This is a genomic window from Asticcacaulis sp. P4_H10, assembly GCF_056400965.1.
The window spans coordinates 162,654-177,723 of sequence record NZ_JBFUKH010000010.1 but is presented as its reverse complement, the minus strand read 5'-3'; the positions used below and the strand labels follow the sequence as shown (position 1 = coordinate 177,723).

Sequence of the window (15,070 nt, the reverse complement as noted above, 5' to 3'; positions counted from 1 at the left end):
GTGGATTTTATGCCGACCGCAGGCGGCCAACGAAGTCGAAGACTTCGGCCTGAAGATCCTCGGAGCGGCGCTCCAGGTCGTTGGACAGGCTGAGCAGGGACTGCGCGGCGGTGCCGGTCGCCGAAGCGGCATGGCTGAGGCCCGAGATGTGGCCGGTCACTTCCATCGTGCCGGTCGCGGCCAGGTTGGTGTTGTTGGCGATTTCATTGGTCGCGAGGCCCTGCTGTTCGACCGAGGCGGCGATGCCCGTCGTCAGGCTGCCGATGTTTTCGATCGTCTTGACGATGGTATCGATCGAGCTGACCGTCGCTGAGGTCGCCGACTGGATTTCCGAAATCTTGGCGCGGATATCGTCGGTGGCGCGGGCGGTCTGCTGGGCCAGTTGCTTCACTTCCGAGGCGACAACGGCGAAGCCCTTGCCGGCATCGCCGGCGCGGGCCGACTCGATGGTGGCGTTGAGCGCCAGCAGGTTGGTCTGAGCGGCAATCGCCTGGATCAGGTTGATGACATCGCCGATTTGGTTGGCAGCGGTGTTGAGGGTCTGGATGGCGGCTTCGGTCTTCTGGGCCTCAACGACGGCCAGTTGGGTGATTTCAGACGTGCGCGACACCTGGTTGTTGATCTCGCCGACGCTGGCCGACAGTTCTTCGGTGGCGGCGGCGACGTTCGACACGTTGTTGGCGGCGTCGATGGCGGCATGGTTGACTGATTCGGTCCGGGCCGAAGCGTCGTCGGCGCTTTGCGACAGGGTTCGGGCCTGGTCGGCGACCGTGCGCGAGGAGGTCGCGAAACGGTTGGCCAGTTCCCCCATGCTCTGTTCGAACTCGCCGGCGATACGCAGGCGTTCTTCACGCATGTTGATGGCGATACGCTCTTCTTCCTCGCGCTGGTGGGCTTTCAGCGTCTCGGCTTCCAGCGCCTGGTCGCGCAGGGTGCGGATCGAACGCCACAGCGACGAGATCTCGTCCTTGCCGCGCGTTTCCGGAATGGCGGTGTCGTAGGCGCCTTCGGCGATGCGCACGACGCTTTCGCTGACGTGCTGCAGCGGGCGCGAAATCTGCCGGAAAGCGACCCACAACGATGCCCCCAGCACAGCCAGGATGCCGGTAACGGCGATCAGCAGGAATTGCCAGATACGCTTTTCCTTGTAGGCGACCAGCTTGGCTTCGGTCGCTTCCAGGTTGGTATGGATATGCGCCACCATGGCGTCGATCTTTTCCTGGAAGGCCTTGCGGTTGGAGCGGTTGGCTTCGTTATTGCCCTGGACGTTGGCGGCTTCGGGCGATACGTCGCGGCCGAGGCGCGCCAGTTCGCGGCGGAAGCCGGTGAATTCGTCGGCCTTGGCTTTCACGCCGTCGAATTCGGGGAGTTGTCCCGGCCTCAGCGCGGGCTGCCATTCGCCGAGCAGCTTCTGGATCTTGTCGAGGTTCTTGTCGACGCCATCGGCATACTTCTTGGCCTCTTCGATGTCCTTGGACATGTAGACGCCGCGCGATTCCATGACGGCCGCGGTCACCAGGCGGTTGAGATGTTCGCCGCGATAGGCATTTTCATGCGCCTCTGAGACCTCACGCAGGATACGGTTGTAGTCCTGGATGGTCAGCAGGCCCAGGCCGGTGACGGCTGCGGCCATCAATGCGAAACATCCGACCAGCAGGAGGATGCGCGACTTGATCGTCATTTGGGGGTACTCCCATACTATAAGCGGCTGTTATTACAGCGAGATTTCGCTGTTATAAGCCGGTTACAGTTAATGGAAGGTGACGAATTCCCTTCAGGCGTGCAATCATCCCGCACAGGCGGCCGCGCGCGCCAAAAGGGCTGTCTTTTCAGGCGCATTGCGCGTCATGGCGGCAGCCGTCTCGAACGCGCGACGGGCTTCGTCGTGACGCTGGGCCCGATAAAGAAGCTCTCCGCGCGCGGCCCACAGCGGATGATAGTCCTTAAGCGCCGCTTCGGTTTGCAGCGGGGCCAGCAGTTGCAGACCGCTCAAAGGACCATAGGCCATGCCGACGGCGACCGCGTGGTTAAGCCTTACCACGGGAGATTGAGTCATTTCGAAAAGGAGGCTGTAGAGCGCCGAAATCTGCGGCCAGTCAGTGGCGTCGGCCGTCACAGCGCGGGCATGACACGCGGCGATCGCCGCCTGCAGGTAATAGACGCCGGGCGGACCGCCAAGTTTGCGAGAAGCTTCGAGTGCCTTCAGCCCGCGCGCGATCTGCAACCGGTCCCATTGATGGCGGTTCTGTTCGGGCAGAGGGATGGGCGTCCCCGTGGCGTCCGTCCGGGCACGGGCGCGCGACGACTGCAGCTCCATCAGGGCCAAGAGGGCGTGGATCTCGCCCTCGTCCCCGGCCATGTGTACCAGCATACGCGCCAGCCTGAGCGCTTCCTCGCACAGTGACAGGCGCAGGTAGGTCGGACCGCTCGAAGCCGAATAGCCTTCATTATAGATCAGGTAGATGACCTGGAGCACGGCGCCCAGCCGGATATCGAAATCTTCGGGGGCTATGTCGCTGAAGCCGATACCGGCGTCGGCCAGCTTCTTCTTGGCGCGGACGATGCGCTGCTGGACGGTCGTTTCGGGCACCAGTTGGGCGCGGGCGATTTCTTCGGTGGTCAGGCCACAGACGATGCGCAGGGTGAGGGCGATCTGGGCTTCATGCGGCAGCAGGGGATGGCAGGCGGTGAAAATCAACCGCAGCACATCGTCCTGAATGCCTTCCGCGATATCGGCGGGCATGGTGGCCTCATCAAGTTCATGGCTCAGTTCATCGAGCTTGCGGCGCAGATTGGCGTCACGGCGCAGGCGGTCGATCGCCTTGTTCTTCGCCGTCATGGCCAGCCAGGCGCCGGGATTGGGTGGAATGCCCTTGGCCGGCCATTGTTCCAGCGCGGCAATCAGGGCGTCCTGCGCCAGGTCCTCGGCCAGGCCGACGTCGCGGACCCTGCGGGCCAGGCCGCCGATGATGCGTGCGGCTTCCATCTTCCAGATGGCGTCGATGGTCCGGGCAATCGCTGTGGTCATGCCCGGACCATATTCAGATTTTTAGAGAAGCCAAGCGAGATTCCAAGCGGTGAAAGCGCTTGGCAAGGCCGCCAAAAAACGATCTTGGCCGCCCGAGGCTTTGCGCTCAAGGGAGCGAAGCGTTAGCGCTTCGCTATGGGCGAGGCGCCATGCGGCGTCTGAGCTTGATCAACTAAGCGTTCTTGGCCTCAATCTCGGCGCGCAGTCGCTCTTCCTGTTCAAGCCAGCCGCCGTCCTTGTCCCATTCTTTATAATCGTCCATGCCATACATCGGGCGGATGTCGATATCGCTGGGGCCGAACATCGGGTTGGGGCAGCGCTTTACCCATTCGACGGCTTCTTCCATGCTGCGGACTTCCCAGATCCAGAAGCCGGCGACCAGTTCCTTGGTCTCGGTGAAGGGGCCGTCGATCACGGTGCGGTCAGCGCCATCGAAGTGGACGCGCTTGGCAAAAGACGTAGGCTTCAGGCCTTCGCCGCCCAGCATGATGCCGGCCTTGACGAGCTCTTCGTTGTAATTGCCCATGGCCGTCATCAGCTCGACGCTGGGGGGACGAGCGGCTTCGGAATCGGCAGTCGCCTTGACGAAAACGATGACTTTCATATGCATCTCCTTTGAGGTTGGCTGCCGGGGGGCTGACCATCAGCACCGGCTATGTAACCTCATCGAACGGGAGATGCGAGAATCGACAGCCGGTCTGAAAAATTTTCCGACGGCGCGATTTTTTAGTCGAGATGCAGTTCCAGCTTCTGGTCGTTGATCTTCTTGGCTTCGATGGCATGGGCCTTGAGGATGCTCAGGGCGCCCCACAGGCGTGAGATTTCGTCCTGGCCCTTGGCGGCCGGAATGGCGGTGTCATAGGCGCCTTCGGACAGCTTCATGATCGATTGTGTCACGCGGTTGAGCGGATTGGCGATCGAACGGATGGCCGCCCACAGCGAAGCCAGCAGGACCAGCAGGATGCCAGAGCCCGCAATAACAACGAAATCGCGGCTGCGCTGGGCCTGGTAGGCTTCAAGCCGGGTCTGGCGATTGGTGAGAGTGGCCTTGATGCCGGTGACCATGGCGTCGAGCCGGTCTTGGAAGGCTTCACGCCAGGCCAGGGCGCCGTCGGTCGCACCAAGGCGCTCGGCTTCGCGCGGCGATTTTGTGCGCGCCACCTCGGCGACCTTGCCGGTGAAGTCAATGACGACACGGGCATCCTTCTCGATGGCAGCGAACTGCGGGATTTCGCCGGGCTCCAGGTCAGCCTTCCACGCCCTAAGCAGACTATCGACCTCTCTCATGCGGGCGTCCATAGCGGCTATGCGCGCTTCAAGCTGTTCCGGTGTCTTGGCGATGTAGACGTTGCGAACTGAAATGACGCCCTTGGACAGCAGCAGATTCAGCTGCTCGGCGCGGAAGGCGTTGTTGGATGCACGCGTATAATCTGCGATCACCCTGTCATAATGCGCCATGGTCAGCAGGCTAAGACCGGTTATGGCCATGGCCATCACGGCGAAAGCAGCGACAAGCGACAGGATCTTGGCTTTGATGGTCATCATGTATGCAACAGGGGAATGCTGAACCGGGGTGTCTGAGCCTACAACTCTTTGATTAATAACCCGTCTGCGGTAGCATGTGGCCGTAACGCCGCTATGGTGTTGACGCGGGAAACGCATCTGCCTAAGCCTGACATCTCTTACAAAGGGAAATGCCATGAAGACCCGCGCCGCTGTTGCTTTCGAAGCCAAGAAACCCCTGGAAATCGTCGAAGTCGACCTGGAAGGTCCCCGTGCCGGAGAGGTTCTGGTTGAGATCAAGGCCACCGGCATATGCCATACCGACGCCTACACGCTCGACGGTCTCGACAGTGAGGGCCTGTTTCCCTCAATTCTTGGCCACGAAGGCGCGGGCGTTGTCGTTGAAGTTGGCGCCGGTGTAACCTCGCTCAAGCCCGGCGATCACGTCATCCCGCTTTATACGCCCGAATGCCGCCAGTGTAAGTCGTGCCTGTCGCGTAAGACAAACCTGTGCACCGCCATCCGCGCTACGCAGGGCAAGGGGCTGATGCCCGACAATACCTCGCGTTTCTCGTACAAGGGCCAGACGATCCATCACTATATGGGCTGCTCGACCTTCGCCAATCATACGGTGCTGCCGGAAATCGCCCTGGCGAAGATCCGCGACGATGCGCCCTTTGATAAGGCCTGCTACATCGGCTGCGGCGTGACGACGGGTGTCGGCGCGGTGGTCAATACAGCCGGTGTCGAACCGGGTGCCAACGCGGTCGTCTTCGGACTCGGCGGGATCGGCCTCAACGTTATCCAGGGCCTGAAGATGGTCGGCGCCGATAAGATCGTCGGTGTCGATATCAATGACAGCAAGGCCGAGTGGGGTAAGCGCTTCGGCATGACCCATTTCGTCAATCCGACCAAGGTCTCCGGCGATCTGGTCGCGTACCTGGTCGAACTGACCGGTGGCGGCGCGGACTATACGTTCGACTGCACCGGCAACGTCGATGTCATGCGGACGGCGCTTGAGGCTTGTCACCGTGGCTGGGGAGAGAGCATCATCATCGGCGTGGCGCCATCGGGCACCGAGATCAGGACACGTCCGTTCCAACTGGTCACTGGCCGAGTCTGGAAGGGCTCGGCATTCGGCGGAGCGAGGGGCCGCACGGATGTACCGAAGATCGTCGATTGGTATATGGACGGCAAGATCGAGATCGATTCGATGATCACCCACACCTTCGCCTTGGAAGACATCAACAAGGCGTTCGACCTCATGCATGCCGGCGAGAGCATTCGGTCAGTGGTGGTGTTCTAAAGAGGCCCCGCCCAACATCTGCTCCGCAGATGCCCCCCTTTCCCATTTATGGGGAGGGGGGCCGCCGAAGGCGGTGGGCGAGGCCTACTGTCGGGTGACCAAGCTCTGGGCGCGTTGCCTTACTGAAAACTTGCGGGTTTCCGTTCGATTTCCGCTGACATTTCTGCGCCTTGCCGTGTAAGCGTGTCAGGCGCATTCTGAAGAGGGCCGGCCATGTCCGAGATCGAGATCACCGAACAGCACCGCACGCACGGCGGCACCCTCTATTTCGTCAGCCACAAGAGCGCGGCGGTCACCGGCCAGATGGCCTTCACCATCTTCGTCCCCGATGCCGAGGGCAAGCTGCCGACGCTCTACTGGCTATCGGGCCTGACCTGCACGGCCAACAACTTCACCGAAAAATCCGGTGCCTACCGCAAGGCCGCCGAATTGGGCCTGATCGTCGTCGCGCCGGATACCAGCCCGCGCGGATCGACCCTGCCGAACGATCCAGCTGGTGACTTGGGCCAGGGCGCCGGCTTCTATGTCGACGCCACCCAGGGCCCATGGAAGAACAACTTCCAGATGGAAACCTATGTCACCAGGGACCTGATCGAGACGGTCGAGGCCAACTTTCCGGCCGATCCACAGCGCCGGGGCATTGCCGGCCACTCGATGGGGGGCCATGGTGCGCTGACCATCGCTATGAACCACGCCCATCTCTTCCATTCGGTATCGGCCTTTGCGCCGATCAGTTCGGCCATGCGTGCGCCGTGGGGCGAGAAGGCCCTGATCGCCTATATGGGCAGTGACCGTGTCGCCTGGGAACGCTATGACGCGGCCTTGCTGATCGCGGAAGGCAAGGGTAAAGCCTATGACACCATATTGATCGATCAGGGCCAGGCCGATCCCTTCCTCGACAACCAACTGATGCCGCAGTTGCTCGAACAGGCCGCCGCAGCTTCGGGGCAGGGGCTGACCCTGCGCTATCAGCCTGGCTACGACCACTCCTACTACTTCATCCAGAGCTTTATCGACGATCACCTGGCCTTCCACGCCGAACGTCTGAAGGCGGCGGCCGCAGAGGAAGTAGACGCATGAAACGGCTGATCGCTATCGCCTTCCTAGCCGTGATGCCCTGCGGGGCTTTTGCCGACGACGCGGTCAAACCCGTCTGTTCGACCGCGCTGAACTCGGCCCTGCCGGCGGCCTGGAGCGACTGGGCGACGCCGGAAACCGTGCCAGCCGCGGTGACACCGGCCACCCAGCCGGAAATCCGGCTCGGCCAGGCTTACAACGCCCCGCTAAAGGCCACAGGTTCAATAAACTATAGCGTCCAACCGAAGAAGGTCACAGGTGGCACCTTTGGTGGCCTGTTCATGCTGACTGTCGAGAAGGCCGGCGTCTACACGATCGGGCTCGATCAGGCCGGCTGGATCGACATTGTCCGCGACGGCAAGGTTGTTAAATCGTCGGGCCACGGCCACGGCCCCTATTGTTCGACGATTCGCAAGGTGGTCGATTTCCAGCTCGATCCTAGCCACTACACGGTGCAGATATCCAATGCCCCAAAGGCCACGGTCGTCATCGCCGCGGTAGCAAAATAACGCATAAGACCGCGTTTCACGCAGTTGTGACAAGGGATCGCGTGCGATTCCGTTAACCTGTGTCTCTCTGATGCGTATGCATCGCCTTGGACATCTTTAATGCTCCTCTTCGCCTGCGCTGTTGTGCTCGCGCTTATATTCCTCAATGGCATATTCGCCATGTCGGAACTTGCGGTCGTCTCTTCCCGCCGCGCCAAACTCCAGACCCGTGCTGACAAGGGCGACCGGGGCGCCGAAAAGGCGCTGCAACTGGCCGAGGAGCCGACGCGCTTCCTGTCGGCCGTCCAGGTTGGCATCACCCTGATCGGCATCCTGGCTGGCGCCTATGGCCAGGCGACGATCGCCGGGGAACTGGAAAAGATAATCGTCACGACGGCTCACATAGGCGAGGATACGGCCGAAGCCATATCGACCGGCATCGTCGTCGTCCTGCTGACCTACCTGTCGCTGATCGTGGGCGAACTGGTGCCCAAGCGCCTGGCCATGCTGTTCCCGGAAACGATCGCCGGCGCCGTATCACGGCCACTGTCCTTCATGGCCTTTCTGCTGACGCCGTTTGTGAACCTGCTGACGGGTTCGACCAGCCTGGTGCTCAAGATACTCGGCATTCGCGACAAAAAGGGCGATGCCATCACCAAGGAAGAGGTCGAAAGCGCCCTGGCCGAAGGCACCAGCGCAGGGGTCTTCGAGCCCGCTGAGCAGGCGATGATGACCGAGGTCCTGCGCCTGACCGACCGCCAGGTCCGCAGCGCCATGACCCCTCGTCCGGAGGTCTACTGGGTGTCGCTCGACGATGCGGACGGCTCGGTGCGCGACGAAATCCGCAACTGTCCCTATTCGCGCCTGGTCGTCGTACGCGGCAACGACCTGGAAACACCGGTTGGTATCCTGCACAAGCGTGACGTCGCCGACGTCATTCTCGCGGGCGAAGCGTTGGACATCGCGGCCCTGACCCAGGAGCCGATCTTTATCCCGGAAACGACGTCGCTGCTCCAGGCGCTTGAGACCTTCAAATCGTCCAAGATCCACATGGCCTTTGTGGTCAACGAGTTCGGCGGCATCGAAGGCGTGCTGACGCCCACCGACCTGCTGGAAATGATCGCAGGTGACTTCAACGAAGAGCACGACGACGACGATCCGATGATCTTCCGGCGCGAGGACGGTTCCTTCCTGATCGACGGCCGCACCGACCTGTTCGAGTTGGGGGAGACGATTGGCGACCATTTCGAGACCTCGGGCGGCTATCATACGGTGGCCGGCCTGATCCTCCACCGCCTAGGCCATATCCCCAAGGCGGGCGAGAAGGTGCGGCTGGGGCATTTCGACGTCGAAATCGTCGATATGGACGAACGTCGTATCGACAAGCTGTTGTTCACGCGGCGCGTTGAAAAACCCAAGGAAGCCGTGTTCGACAACGGTTGACTCGTGCAAAGCTTTTTGCCATAAGCCGCGCTTCCTCTTTACAGGGGATGATTACGGGCCATTCCGCGCTGCCGTTGCGATCGCAATCCTTATGGGGTTGCCAGCTGGAATAAATTTATAAGGTACGACATGTCAAAGCGCCATAGCGCCAAGTACAAGCTCGACCGCGTCATGGGTGAAAACCTGTGGGGCCGTCCCAAGTCCCCCGTCAACAAGCGCTCGTATGGCCCCGGCCAGCACGGCCAGCGCCGCAAGTCCAAGGTTTCGGACTTTGGTCTGCAGCTGAAGGCCAAGCAGAAGCTGAAGGGCTACTACGGCAACATCACTGAAAAGCAGTTCCTGCGCACCTACGAAGAGGCCGATCGCCGTAAGGGCAACACCTCGGAAAACCTGGTCGCCCTGCTGGAATCGCGTCTGGACGCCGTTGTTTACCGTTCGAAGTTCGTGCCGACCGTCTGGGCTGCCCGCCAGTTCGTCAACCACGGCCACGTCCTGGTGAATGGCAAGCGCGTCAACATCCCTTCGTACCGCGTACAGGCTGACGACGTTGTCGAAGTCCGTGAGCGTTCGCGCAGCATGGCCCTGGTTCTCGAAGCCCTGCAGTCGCCGGAACGCGACGTGCCGGACTATATCGAGCTCGATGCCAAGGGCATGAAGGCGCGCTTCGTTCGCGCCCCGGGCCTGTCCGAAGTGCCGTACCCGGTGAAGATGGAACCGAACCTGATCGTCGAATATTACTCGTCGTGATGCTCTGACGGGCTGCAAATGCCCGTCTTTCTGCGATCCGATGCTCACGTACTCAAGTACGCTCCGCTTCGGGTCTCGAAAGCCAGACATTTTCGCCACATCATAGCAACACGAGCTATCGTGAATATAAAAACCCCGGAAGCCTGGCTTCCGGGGTTTTTATTATTGTTCGAGAGTGCGCATGGCTTCGTGGGTTGGCTTGCCCGCCTTGATGGCGTCTATCGCTTTCTGGAAGCGTTCGGCCTGTGCCCGGTCGTGCGGATTGCTGACGAACGGGGTCAACATGGCTACGGCCTCATCGCGCTTGCCGTTACTCAGATTTGCGAAGGCGGCGAAGACAGCGTAATCGGGCACGCCCGGTGCCAGGATATGGGCGCCATTGGCGGCATTGAGCGCGTTAGTGTCAGGAAAGCCCGGCTGGTTCTCAAAGCTTAGCGCCACAGAGTAAAGGTTGGGCGCATTCAGCTTGTTGACCTTGTAGGCCGTCAGGAAAAATCCCCGGGCGGCATCGATCAGGTCGTTGCGATCCTGCCCTTTTGCGGTCTGGGCCATGCGGTAATAAATCCGGCCCATCAGATAGTTGGCCTCGAAATTGTCGGGATGCGTGTCAATCAGCGGACCGATTTCCGCTTCCGCATCCGTCACATTGCCATAGAGTAGATGCGCCCTGACCAAGGCGAGGCGATAGTCGATATTGCCGCCCAGCTGCGCTTTTTTCGCGCTCAATTGGGCAAGGACCGCCTTGCCCTGCTCCGGCGGCATGCAGGTGGTAAGCAGGGACCGTTGGAGAATGAAGTTGTCCGTGTCGGCAGGAAGCTGTGTGGTCTGGATTTTCGCCTCGGCATAGTCTGCCATGGGCAAGCTCATATAATACATCTTGTCGCGATAACGCTGCAGCGTCGTCCTGAGTTCCTTGACCTTGAGGCCTGTGCGGCTTTCAAAACTCGTTACCGGATCGCCGCCCATGCCCAGGTCGGCGAAATAGGCGTTCAGCATCTTGGCCCGGTTGGAATCACTCAGCATGTAATGGGTCAGCAGCCACGACTGGGCATAGAAACTGGAAATTTCCCATTCGTTGTTGCTGCGGTCCCCGGTAAATCCGAAGGTCGGTTTCAGTACCTTTTCGAAGCCGATCCACCGGTCTTCCGCCAGGGTCCACGTCCGCATTCGCGAGGCTTCGCCAATGGTAATATTGCCCTTTTCCGGCGCCGCAGTCGCCAGGAAGTCGGCAAAACCTTCCACATACCACGCCGGATAATAGGATTTGGCGTGCTGAGACATTATGTAGTGGCTGTATTCGTGGAAGAGGACGACGAGGCTTTGGTCCTGCTCGTCCAGCAAATCGCCATTGCTGGATTGTAGTGCGCTGAAGGCGCTGTTCCCTTCGCCGCAGGAAAAATAAACGCCCGCGACATGCTTGGAGAAGTTAGGCCGGACCAACAGCATCTGGTCGTCATTGTTCAACAGAATGATATCGAACTTGACCTTGGCCGATTTATCCGCGGACCCGAGCAGAAGATTGGTCAGTCCCCGGAACGCTTCCAGTTTCTTGGCATAGTCCCGGGTCGTTTTCTCGGACGCGTTGCTGTAGATGATAAAGTTGTCGGATTCCGTTCGTATCCATTTACTTGCGGCGGTTGCCGGCGCCGTCAGTGCAGACAGGCAAACGGCCAGCATCAAGGTGCCGGCCGTTACAATAGATCGTAATCTTAGAGTCATCCCGGTTCCCCCCGCTACGGCGCGTAGCATATGACAACTCGCGCCGTCGGGAAAGAGGTAGGATCAGGCCGGCAGCAGGCCCTTTTCGTCGAGCGCTGTCTTCAGTTCGCCCGACTGGAACATCTCACGCACGATATCGCAGCCGCCGATGAACTCGCCCTTGAGGTAGAGCTGTGGGATGGTCGGCCAGTCGCTGTAGGCCTTGATGCCTTCGCGCAAGCCTTCGTCCTGCAGTACGTCGACGCCGACATATTCGACGCCGAGATGGTCCAGGATCTGGACGACCGTGCTGGAAAAACCGCAGCGCGGCTGCTCGGGCGTGCCCTTCAAGAACAGGACCACATCGTGATCCTTGACGGCCTTGTCGATAAAATCGTGAACTTCGGTGCTCATCGCCGGTACTCCTATAGAATATCGAAGCATATAGGGCAGGCGGCACGGGAAATCCAGCCCGACCGTTCAAGCAGATCGTTCAGTTTTGGGCGCTTTTGGGGATGTGCGCCGTGAAACGCGCCATTTCGATCTGGGCGGGGACCGAGGAAGGCAGGTGCCGCTCGGGCACGATGGCCAGAGTTTCCAGTTTTTCCGGTGTTTCAGGCTCGATCAGGATGCACGAAAGCGACGGCAGGGACAGGGCGTAACCGAGACACAACTCCTCAGGCGTCCAGTCGGAGGTCTGGTGCAGGAAGGCGTGCGTGCCCGCGCCAGCCAGCGGATTGGCGGGCTTGCCGCCGAAGAATCCACGGCGCGCCGGCTTCGGGACGACATCGGACTCCTTGCGATAGATGTCCGGGAAAAAGTCGGAACCGATAATGCACATGTCGTGGCGGATGGCGTAATCAATCTCGTGGCGCTTTTCCCACGTCGAATCGATATCGAAGCCTGTCTGGATGACATTGAAGGCGCCGCTTTCGACCACAGGGCGGATCTCGCCGACCCCCGCCGTGGCGCCGAGATGGCGGACCATGCGCGCGCGCTTGAGGTCCTTGAGGAAACGGAGGCTGTCGGCCGGCAGGTAGTTGACGCCGGGCTGGCCGAACGTCAGGAGGTCGAGCCACTGAAAGCCGGAATCCTTGATGGCGCCGCGCAGATTTTCTTTCAGGCCCGGCATGGTGTAGTCGGCGATGTCACCAGGTGCGCCCGGCGTGTCGGGCGCCAGGCTGATAAACAGCAGCTTGCGGTCGACCAGCGAGAAGATGGCGGCCATGCGGCGCAGGAATTCCAGGTTCAGGCCGTCGAAATGGTAGATATTGATGCCATTCTCCAGGCCGCCCATGACCAGCTTTTCGGCCAGCCCGAGGTTGCCGGCAAGCTTTGCCGTTGACAGCCGCAGTCCCACGGCCGACAGGGCAATCCCGGAATGTCCAAAGGGGCGATAACGCATGCCTTTCAGATGGCCCGACTTGCGTTAAAAGCGCATTAATAACGATCCGGGCGGTCATGGAATTTTAACGGTGAACCTTGAGTCTCTCACCCTGACCGGAGTTTCCCATGGCCTATGACATGCAGCAGCAAGACGATCATGCGCGGCTCGACACCCTGTACGACCGCTTGTTTCCGCTTATGCGCTCGATCACGGGTGAAGGTATCGAGCAGTCTTTGGCGATCATGGCCGAGGCCATGCCGCTCGACATTTTTGGCGTTGCGTCGGGCACGAAAGTCTTCGACTGGGAGACGCCGCAGCAGTGGAACTGCCGCAGCGCATGCTTGACGGGGCCGGATGGCGAGGTGATCTGCGACATCGGCCAGTCCAACCTGCACGTCGTCAACTATTCCGAAGGTGTTGATCGCCAGCTAAGCCTGGATGACCTCCAGCCGCACCTGCACAGCCTGCCGCATCTACCGGGCGCCGTGCCCTATGTCACCAGCTATTATTACCGCACCTGGGGCTTCTGCCTGAGCCAGACGCAACGCCAGGCCCTGAAGCCCGGAACCTATCGCGTGCGCATCGATGCCGACTTCAGCCAGGGCCGCGTGCCATTGGCCCATAGCTTTCTCGACGGCGGCAGCGACCGCGAAATCCTGATCTCCAGCTATCTGTGTCACCCGTCGCTGGCCAATAACGAGCTTAGCGGGCCGCTGGTCCTGCTGGGCCTGTATCATCGCCTCAAGGCCTGGCCGCGCCGCCGTCATCGCTTCCGCTTCGTGCTCAACCCGGAAACCATCGGCAGTCTGTGTTACCTGCACCTGCACGGTGACGCGTTGATGACGCGCATGGATGCTGGCTTGGTCCTGACCTGCCTCGGTGGGCCAGGCAGCCTGACCTACAAGGCGAGTCGCCGCGAAACGGCGACTGTCGATCGCCTGGCGCGGCACTGGCAGGGACGGGGGGAGCCCCTGCGTTTAAGGCCCTTTACACCGGTCAGCGGATCGGATGAGCGGCAATACTGCTCGCCCGGTTTCAATCTGCCGGTCGGCCAGTTTGCCCGCTGCGCCTATGGCGACTATGACGGCTATCACAACTCGCTCGACAGCAAGGATTTCATGACGATCGAGGCGCTGGTCCAAAGTGTCGACGAGATCGAGGCCTTCCTGAAGGAGCTCGACATGGTTGGGCCCTGGACGAATCTGTCGCCGTATGGCGAGCCGCAACTGGGGCGGCGCGGGCTCTACCCCAACATTAATTCCGCCGCGACCTGGGCCGCCAGCAGCGACGAGGTCTTCGACGGCCGCAAAATCCTCGAGCGCATCCTGACGGTGCTGAACTACAGTGATGGTGCGCATGACCTGATCGCCATTGCCGATAAGGCCGGCTGTAGCGTCCGTGATCTTCTGCAGGTCGTCGCACGGCTGGAAGATGGCGGGCTGCTCAAGTCCGCATTGGAAACTTAGCGGTTCATCCGCCACAAACGCGCCGAGAACAGCATATTGAATCCGCACATGAAAGTCGTCTTTTTAACGGGCTCGCATCCGCGTCACGCCTTCATGGCGCGCAGCCTGCAGGCCGCCGGCGTCCTGGTCGGACTGGTCATCGAACAGCGCGAAAGCTTTATTCCGGAGCCGCCGCTCGACATTCCGCTCGAGACGCGCAGCCTGTTTCGCAAGCACTTTGCCGCACGCGACGATGCCGAGCGGCGTTTTTTCGGCGGCACGGTCCTGCCGAAGGCGGCACAACGCGATGTCACCATCGATGCGCTCAACACGCCGGAAACCGTCGCCTTTATCAACGATCTCAAGCCCGATCTGGTGCTGTCCTATGGTGTTCATAAACTGACGCCCGAGACGCTGAACGGCATCTCGTGTCCGCGCAAATGGAATATCCATGGCGGGTTGTCGCCGTGGTATCGCGGCGTGACAACGCACTTCTGGCCGAGCTATTTCCTTGAACCCCAGATGACCGGCATGACGATGCACGAGACGACCGAAGCCATCGATGGAGGGGCGGTCGTCCACCAGAGCGTGGCTGGACTGGTCCGCGGCGATGGCCTGCACGACCTGGCCTGCCGGGCGGTTACGGCTTTGGGGCAGGAAATGCCGCAACTGATGCGCGTTGTGTCCGACGGCAACACAAGAGCGCCGCATAAACAGGGGACGACAGGGCGTATCTGGCGCTCGGTCGACTGGCGGCCTGAGCACCTGCACCTGATCTATGAGGTCTACGGCGATCGTATCGTCGATCACTACCTCGATGGCCGGTTCGGCCATACCGAGCCGAAGCTCACCCGCCAGTTTTAATCCCTTTGTTCATCGCCGGTTCAAGCGCTGTGCCGTATGTTTTGACGGTGGCGCAAGCTGCGCTATAGTTAACCGACGCAGCAG

Annotated in this window: 14 protein-coding genes; 7 read left to right on the top strand and 7 right to left on the bottom strand. The window is 60.7% G+C overall.

Features of this window, described 5'->3' with window-relative positions:
• Window positions 1-7: 7 nt before the first annotated feature.
• The 4 genes from AC1DON_RS18830 to AC1DON_RS18815 all read right to left on the bottom strand — a co-directional run bounded on the left by AC1DON_RS18830 (window position 8) and on the right by AC1DON_RS18815 (window position 4,573).
• Window positions 8-1,681 (bottom strand): methyl-accepting chemotaxis protein, encoded by a 1,674-nt coding sequence (locus AC1DON_RS18830; protein ID WP_476936354.1) that lies wholly within the window; start codon window positions 1,679-1,681, stop codon window positions 8-10.
• Window positions 1,682-1,786: 105 nt separating this feature from the next.
• On the bottom strand, window positions 1,787-3,028 hold the full coding sequence (locus tag AC1DON_RS18825; RefSeq protein ID WP_476936353.1) for an RNA polymerase sigma factor: 1,242 nt from the start codon (window positions 3,026-3,028) through the stop codon (window positions 1,787-1,789).
• 172 nt (window positions 3,029-3,200) lie between these two features.
• Window positions 3,201-3,632 carry a YciI family protein gene (locus tag AC1DON_RS18820; protein WP_476936352.1) on the bottom strand — a complete coding sequence of 144 codons (432 nt, stop codon included), beginning with the start codon at window positions 3,630-3,632 and terminating at the stop codon, window positions 3,201-3,203.
• Between the two features lie 122 nt (window positions 3,633-3,754).
• Window positions 3,755-4,573 carry a HAMP domain-containing protein gene (locus AC1DON_RS18815; RefSeq protein WP_476936351.1) on the bottom strand — a complete coding sequence of 273 codons (819 nt, stop codon included), beginning with the start codon at window positions 4,571-4,573 and terminating at the stop codon, window positions 3,755-3,757.
• A gap of 154 nt (window positions 4,574-4,727) precedes the next feature.
• On the opposite strand from AC1DON_RS18815, the gene AC1DON_RS18810 reads away from it, so the two are divergent.
• From AC1DON_RS18810 to rpsD, 5 genes are all read left to right on the top strand, one after another.
• A complete protein-coding gene (locus AC1DON_RS18810; protein WP_476936350.1) occupies window positions 4,728-5,837 on the top strand; it encodes an S-(hydroxymethyl)glutathione dehydrogenase/class III alcohol dehydrogenase in 1,110 nt (369 codons plus the stop codon).
• A 213-nt stretch (window positions 5,838-6,050) separates the two neighbouring features.
• A complete protein-coding gene (gene fghA / locus AC1DON_RS18805) occupies window positions 6,051-6,917 on the top strand; it encodes an S-formylglutathione hydrolase (RefSeq protein ID WP_476936349.1) in 867 nt (288 codons plus the stop codon).
• A complete protein-coding gene (locus AC1DON_RS18800) occupies window positions 6,914-7,423 on the top strand; it encodes a hypothetical protein (protein WP_476936348.1) in 510 nt (169 codons plus the stop codon). The genes fghA and AC1DON_RS18800 overlap by 4 nt, the downstream gene beginning before the upstream one ends.
• Before the next feature lie 99 nt (window positions 7,424-7,522).
• Window positions 7,523-8,845: a hemolysin family protein gene (locus AC1DON_RS18795; RefSeq protein ID WP_476936347.1), complete on the top strand. Its 1,323-nt coding sequence runs from the start codon at window positions 7,523-7,525 to the stop codon at window positions 8,843-8,845.
• 129 nt (window positions 8,846-8,974) lie between these two features.
• Window positions 8,975-9,592 carry a 30S ribosomal protein S4 gene (gene rpsD, locus AC1DON_RS18790; protein WP_476936346.1) on the top strand — a complete coding sequence of 206 codons (618 nt, stop codon included), beginning with the start codon at window positions 8,975-8,977 and terminating at the stop codon, window positions 9,590-9,592.
• Window positions 9,593-9,754: 162 nt separating this feature from the next.
• Here rpsD and AC1DON_RS18785 read toward each other — a convergent pair whose 3' ends face one another.
• From AC1DON_RS18785 to AC1DON_RS18775, 3 genes are all read right to left on the bottom strand, one after another.
• Window positions 9,755-11,311: a tetratricopeptide repeat protein gene (locus tag AC1DON_RS18785; RefSeq protein WP_476936345.1), complete on the bottom strand. Its 1,557-nt coding sequence runs from the start codon at window positions 11,309-11,311 to the stop codon at window positions 9,755-9,757.
• Between the two features lie 63 nt (window positions 11,312-11,374).
• Complete coding sequence (gene grxD, locus AC1DON_RS18780) at window positions 11,375-11,704, bottom strand: Grx4 family monothiol glutaredoxin (RefSeq protein ID WP_476936344.1); 330 nt, start codon at window positions 11,702-11,704, stop codon at window positions 11,375-11,377.
• Between the two features lie 79 nt (window positions 11,705-11,783).
• Window positions 11,784-12,695 (bottom strand): aldo-keto reductase family protein, encoded by a 912-nt coding sequence (locus AC1DON_RS18775; RefSeq protein WP_476936343.1) that lies wholly within the window; start codon window positions 12,693-12,695, stop codon window positions 11,784-11,786.
• 107 nt (window positions 12,696-12,802) lie between these two features.
• On the opposite strand from AC1DON_RS18775, the gene AC1DON_RS18770 reads away from it, so the two are divergent.
• Both AC1DON_RS18770 and AC1DON_RS18765 read left to right on the top strand, forming a co-directional pair.
• Window positions 12,803-14,143 carry a DUF4910 domain-containing protein gene (locus tag AC1DON_RS18770; protein ID WP_476936342.1) on the top strand — a complete coding sequence of 447 codons (1,341 nt, stop codon included), beginning with the start codon at window positions 12,803-12,805 and terminating at the stop codon, window positions 14,141-14,143.
• Window positions 14,144-14,191: 48 nt separating this feature from the next.
• Window positions 14,192-14,986 (top strand): formyl transferase, encoded by a 795-nt coding sequence (locus tag AC1DON_RS18765; RefSeq protein WP_476936341.1) that lies wholly within the window; start codon window positions 14,192-14,194, stop codon window positions 14,984-14,986.
• Window positions 14,987-15,070: the final 84 nt, after the last annotated feature.